Below are 238 nucleotides of genomic sequence, written 5' to 3' on the forward strand. Positions count from 1 at the left end.
AACATCAGCTAGAGCCGCACCAGGAGCAATCATCAAACCAGCAGCTAGTAAACCGAAAGCGAAAGACTTCTTCAACATTTTTTTAGACCTGTGTGTATTGTGTGTACGTATTGTGTGTTGTTGTTTTTGTTTGGGGATGCACTCATAATTATTATTTAAGTATCATCCCAATCCGAACTCAGTAAAACTTAGTAGCAGTTGTGGAATCCGTTAGCAATTTCGGTAGCGTTTTGTAGAG

Annotated in this window: 1 pseudogene; it reads right to left on the bottom strand. The window is 39.5% G+C overall.

What is annotated here, in order from left to right:
* Positions 1 to 78, bottom strand: a pseudogene (locus tag UYI_RS39480) (filamentous hemagglutinin); the annotation flags it as partial.
* Between the last annotated feature and the right edge of the window lie 160 nt (positions 79 to 238).

This window comes from Fischerella muscicola PCC 7414 (genome assembly GCF_000317205.1).
Taxonomy (GTDB): Bacteria; Cyanobacteriota; Cyanobacteriia; order Cyanobacteriales; family Nostocaceae; genus Fischerella; species Fischerella muscicola.